Below are 4426 nucleotides of genomic sequence, written 5' to 3' on the forward strand. Positions count from 1 at the left end.
ATTGTCGATGAATTACTGAGCGGAAAGATTAAGTAAGATTCTTCATTATGAAGATTTTGACTAAAACAATTACTCGATATTAATGATCTTTTTATAAAACTTTGTGCTCTTAGTGTTCTCAGTGGTTTAATAACTACGGTAAACTAAGAGCACAGAGTTATCTAACTACTTTCTCTACTTCCCTTTTACTTTTTATTATAATTTTCATTATACTTCACATAGAATTAATTTCAGAAAAAAGACGAGGTTAAGATGAAATTTCATTGGATTTCAACATTTGTGTTCTTTGCAATCTTTTTATTTTCTGTAAGTACTGCCGATGCACAAATTTCACTTCAAGCCGGAATCGGAGGCGGAATGGTTTCTCCACTTTCAGATTACTCCGGAACTACACAAGATTTTTATTCGGGAAAAAATTACGGACTTTCATCAGGTTATATTCTTCATGCAAAAGCAAGATTGGGTTTGCTTGCTCTAAATGTTTTTGCACAAATTGATTACAGTTCACTAAGCAATGAAGGTGAGTCCGAACCAGGCAAAGGAAGGATCGATTTAACTCAGAATGTCCTTTCAATAAAAGCCGGTCCGGAATTTTCTCTCGGTCTGCCTCTTCTTCCAATTAAGCCGTACTTAAATGCATTTATTTCTTTCAATTCATTCAGCGGTGAGACTATTTTCAATGGCGTGGCAAAAGTCCCAAGCGGAACGCATAAATTAGAACCAGCTTCGAGAATAGGAGCCGGCGGCGGAATCGGTGCGATAATTAACTTCGGTCCAATGATGAAACTTGACCTCGGTATTCAGTACAACATGCTCAATTTGTTTAGAAAGACGTGGGGAGATGCAAATCCAGCTAAAGACCAAAGGTTGGATTCTTATCTTTCTCTCAATGATGAAAAAGATCCTCTGATAAATCTCGGTGGTGATGAGCATTTTATTTCTGCTACAAGAAGTATAAATACATTGCAGATTACTGCAACTTTAATGTTTGGATTATAAAAGAATCAAATAAATAGAGTTACTTTACTTGGTTGTCGCGTACCATTCCGTGACAAAGTCAGCTCAATCTAACCCCAAAAAAGTCAGTCACGGCGTGGACAGTGACTGCTAGTTATTATTTTTGTACAACCAATTCAGCTTTTCATTAAATTTGTATCGCAAACATTGAATTAATGAGGTTATTAAATGAACAAGCTTTCAATCGATAAATTAGAATTAAAAGGTAAAAGAGTTTTAGTTAGAGTTGACTTTAATGTACCGCTTGATGAAAACCTGAACGTGTCGGACGATACAAGAATTCGAGCTTCACTTCCAACGATTAAAAAAATCATTGACGATGGAGGAAAAGCAATTTTAATGAGCCACCTTGGAAGACCAAAAGGTAAACAAAATCCGAAATACAGTTTGAAACCTGCAGCGAGTAGATTATCTGAAATTCTCAGTAAAGAAGTCATGCTGACTCCCGATTGTATCGGAAGTGAAGCGGAAAAAATTGTTAATGAAATGAAAGAAGGCGATGTTGTTCTTCTTGAGAATTTACGCTTCCACGCTGAAGAAGAAGCAAACGATGATAACTTTGCCAAACAATTAGCATCACTTGGTGATGTTTATGTTAACGATGCCTTCGGCAGTGCACATAGAGCACATGCATCTACAGAAGGAGTGACAAAATATTTCAAGCAAAATGCCTCGGGGTATTTAATGCAAAAAGAAATTGAGTTTCTTTCCAAAGCCGTCGGTAATCCCGGAAGACCATACACGGCAATTCTTGGCGGCGCAAAAATCTCTGGAAAGATTGACGTTATTAAAAACTTAATGGGGAAAGTCGATAACTTGATTATCGGCGGTGGAATGGCATTCACATTCTTTAAAGCTCAAGGACTCGAAATCGGGAAATCTTTGCTTGAAGAAGACAGAATTCAAATGGCAAAGGAAATTCTAGATGAAACAAAATCAAAAAATCTAAAGTTGTTTTTACCAGTTGATACAGTGATTGCCGATGCTTTCGACAACAATGCCAAAACTGAGATAGTCGATATCAATTCAATTAAATCAGATTGGCAGGGACTTGATATCGGACCAAAAACAATTGAACTTTTTTCAGACGTCATTAGAAATTCAAAGACTATAGTTTGGAACGGACCGATGGGAGTTTTTGAAATGAACAATTTTGCTGTGGGAACGAATGAAATTGCAAGAGTTCTCGCAGAAGCCACATCAAAAGGTGTGACAACGATTGTTGGCGGCGGCGATTCAGCAGCGGCAATTTCAAAAGCCGGATTGGAAGATAAGGTTTCGCATGTCTCGACCGGCGGCGGGGCATCGTTGGAATTTCTTGAAGGAAAAATTCTTCCAGGCGTTGTCGCCCTTACAGAAAAGTAAATGATTGAATCACACGAAATGATTTTCTAAATTTATTCATATTGAAAAACACAGAAGCCATAAAACCCAATCCCACCAAAAACACCCCATTAATAGCCCTAACCCATTGGCTTCTGTGTTAAATTTTAATCGCTTCTTTTTATCTTAATTTCATTATTTTAAATCCTGAAAATCTTCTATGAACAACTAATAAGGATAATATGGCTTACAGAGATAGAAATTACAGGTCAAGTTTTTTCGGAGGATTCAGCTTTTTTCCGCCTGTAATTAAAAATCTAATGATAATTAATGGTGTGGTATTTTTAATTCAAATCTTTTTGCAGGGATTTACTTTTACTAATAGCTTTGGTGAGCGTGTTAGTGTCGCTAATTTATTGACAGAATATTTTGCATTGATACCTCTCGGTTACGGATTTTTACCGTGGCAGCTGATAACATTTCAATTCATGCATGGAAGTTTTACGCATATTCTATTCAACATGTTGTATCTCTGGATGTTCGGAATGGAACTAGAGAACGCCTGGGGCTCGAAGAAATTCTTAATATATTACTTGACGTGCGGTGTAGGTGCTGGATTGACCCAGCTTTTTTTATCTCCACTTTTTGACGGGGCATTGGCTCCTACAGTCGGGGCATCCGGTGGTGTGTACGGAGTGTTAATGGCATTTGCTTTAATGTTTCCAAATCGTCCAATTTATTTATACTTCTTCATCCCAATTCCTGCCAAATATTTAATTGGTTTCATGATATTGATCGAATTCTTTTCTGTCGGCGATCAATCGCTCACAGCTCATTTAGCACATATCGGCGGTGCGGTTATTGGCGTAATTTTTTATTTCATCGATAAACGTTCTGTATTATCAGTTTCCGATTACTTAAATCAATTCAAAAAATCAAACGAAAAATGGTCTGGTTTTAGAAAACCGAGCAAAGATATTAGCGATGTGCATTACTATGATGTCGATGAGAAAGAAGAATTGGTAGATCAAGAAGAAATTGATAGAATACTTGATAAAATAAGCAGGAAAGGTTATCAGAGTCTTTCGGAAGCAGAAAAAAGAATTCTGTTCGATGCGAGTAAGAAGTTGTAATGCTCAGATGAAATTTTTTATTTCTCTTTTTTTAATAACTATTATTTTAATTACGAGTTGCAATTCCTCAGATATCATTGAGGAAGAAATATTTGTGCAGATTTATTCAGAGCTGTTGATCTCTAAAGAAAAATATAAAGGCGATACAAAATCATTTATCGCAGACCGGGAGAGGATTTTCAAAGCTTACAATGTTAACCGAACACAAGTAGATGCAACTTTAGAATATTACAACTCCGATCCTCAAAGATGGAAAGTATTTTTTGAAAAGGTTGTGAAAAATCTTGAGAATGTTCAGTTAAATGCCTCTGCGCAGTAGTGCTATAATATTAAAACAATTGAGAAACTGAAACCCTGCTTACATAATTAAATATTTGATAAAGAGTTAATTAGATTGCTTCATTCCTTTCTTACTTGCGTTAAGAATTGTTACTCCTATTACCTCTCCTTTTTCGTATCTGATAATAATATCATCATCTGTAAATTCAGTGTCATCTGCGTGACTGGGTTTCTTAAAATTCAGGTACAATACATCTGCTTCTGCATCATAGCTTGACCAAATACGCTCAAAGGGAATATTTATAATTTGGGGTACGATATCTATAATTTTTTCAACTTCTAAAGCGGCCATAATTTCATTCTCCTTTCAATTTGTTTTTTTCGTCGAGTTATAAAAGCTGTAATTACAAATCCATCCTTTAAATCAATTTCTTTATATATTACTATTAGAAATTTATCCTTCTTGATTTCTTTAATTGCGATAAGCTAACCTGTACTACCTAAATAAACGGCTTCAGGCGATTCTATTGTTTCTAGTACTTCAAAGTATAGTCCGGCCATTTCAGAGTGTTCTTCTGTAATGTGAAACCATCTTTCATCAGTTAATCTGATATTAACTTTATTCTTTGATAGAGCGAATTTCATCGATTTTATTACAAAGGCAAATTAAGTAA

At 35.7% G+C, this 4426-nt stretch carries 5 protein-coding genes; 4 read left to right on the plus strand and 1 reads right to left on the minus strand.

Annotated features, from left to right (window positions below; all coding sequences use genetic code 11):
• The first annotated feature begins 252 nt into the window (after positions 1-252).
• The 4 genes from FJ213_12825 (at position 253) to FJ213_12840 (ending at position 3792) form a co-directional block, all read left to right on the plus strand.
• Positions 253-999 (plus strand): hypothetical protein, encoded by a 747-nt coding sequence (locus FJ213_12825; protein MBM4177033.1) that lies wholly within the window; start codon positions 253-255, stop codon positions 997-999.
• A 186-nt stretch (positions 1000-1185) separates the two neighbouring features.
• Entirely contained in the window at positions 1186-2382 is a 1197-nt protein-coding gene (locus tag FJ213_12830; GenBank protein ID MBM4177034.1) for a phosphoglycerate kinase, read from the plus strand.
• 200 nt (positions 2383-2582) lie between these two features.
• The gene (locus FJ213_12835; protein MBM4177035.1) at positions 2583-3473 is read left to right on the plus strand and encodes a rhomboid family intramembrane serine protease; all 891 of its coding nucleotides are present in this window, start codon (positions 2583-2585) and stop codon (positions 3471-3473) included.
• Positions 3454-3792: a DUF4296 domain-containing protein gene (locus tag FJ213_12840; GenBank protein MBM4177036.1), complete on the plus strand. Its 339-nt coding sequence runs from the start codon at positions 3454-3456 to the stop codon at positions 3790-3792. The genes FJ213_12835 and FJ213_12840 overlap by 20 nt, the downstream gene beginning before the upstream one ends.
• Positions 3793-3858: 66 nt before the next feature.
• Here FJ213_12840 and FJ213_12845 read toward each other — a convergent pair whose 3' ends face one another.
• Complete coding sequence (locus FJ213_12845; GenBank protein ID MBM4177037.1) at positions 3859-4104, minus strand: DUF2283 domain-containing protein; 246 nt, start codon at positions 4102-4104, stop codon at positions 3859-3861.
• Positions 4105-4426 lie beyond the last annotated feature (322 nt).

The organism is Ignavibacteria bacterium (genome assembly GCA_016873845.1).
Taxonomy (GTDB): domain Bacteria; phylum Bacteroidota; class Ignavibacteria; order Ch128b; family Ch128b; genus JAHJVF01.

What these genes read in the sequence shown, in the direction of transcription:
- FJ213_12825 (MBM4177033.1), top strand. Translation starts at nt 253, where the DNA reads ATGAAATTTCATTGGATTTCAACATTTGTGTTCTTTGCAATCTTTTTA.
- FJ213_12840 (MBM4177036.1), top strand. Translation starts at nt 3,454, where the DNA reads ATGCGAGTAAGAAGTTGTAATGCTCAGATGAAATTTTTTATTTCTCTT.
- FJ213_12845 (MBM4177037.1), bottom strand. Translation starts at nt 4,104, where the DNA reads ATGGCCGCTTTAGAAGTTGAAAAAATTATAGATATCGTACCCCAAATT.
- FJ213_12835 (MBM4177035.1), top strand. Translation starts at nt 2,583, where the DNA reads ATGGCTTACAGAGATAGAAATTACAGGTCAAGTTTTTTCGGAGGATTC.
- FJ213_12830 (MBM4177034.1), top strand. Translation starts at nt 1,186, where the DNA reads ATGAACAAGCTTTCAATCGATAAATTAGAATTAAAAGGTAAAAGAGTT.